Source organism: Pseudomonas sp. 30_B (assembly GCF_017491605.1).
Classification (GTDB): domain Bacteria; phylum Pseudomonadota; class Gammaproteobacteria; order Pseudomonadales; family Pseudomonadaceae; genus Pseudomonas.
Genome location: NZ_JAFGYY010000188.1, coordinates 1 through 512, shown reverse-complemented (window position 1 = coordinate 512; position 512 = coordinate 1). Strand labels below are relative to the sequence as shown.

Below are 512 nucleotides of genomic sequence, written 5' to 3'. Positions count from 1 at the left end.
AACCAGAACTATCCGAGCGCGGGCCTCGGCGCGCCGGGCTCGTGCCAGACAGGGGCGCAGACCGAGACCGTAGGCGGCAACACGCATCTGCTGTATTCGTGGGGTGGCACGGCGATCCAGCCGACGCTGTCGATTCTCGGCGTGACGGGCGACGAAGTCGTGCATTCGCTGCTCGACGCGATGTACGCGAAAGCGCCGTACACGACGATCAGCCGCGCGATGCACATTCATCCGACCGTCTCGGAGCTCGTGCCGACGCTGCTTCAGGACCTGCATCCGCCCGCATAGCGCAGCCGCCGATGCGCGAGCCCGCGCATCGGCGGCGCGCCGTCCGGCCGCGCGCCGCATCGCGTCGTGCGGTGCCTTGCCGTTCCGTGTGCCGTGTACCGTGCCGCCGCCCGGACGGCGGCGGCATGGCGGTCAATGCGCGCTCCAGCCCTTGTAGCGCTTCACGTTCTCGCGCGTGATGAGCGTCGGCTCGAGCAGGATCATCGCGTTCGCGGGCTTGTGCC

General features: G+C 69.5%; 1 pseudogene. It reads left to right on the top strand.

The features are described 5' to 3' along the window. Positions 1 to 288: pseudogene (locus tag J5M67_RS27855) on the top strand (hypothetical protein); the annotation flags it as partial. Positions 289 to 512 lie beyond the last annotated feature (224 nt).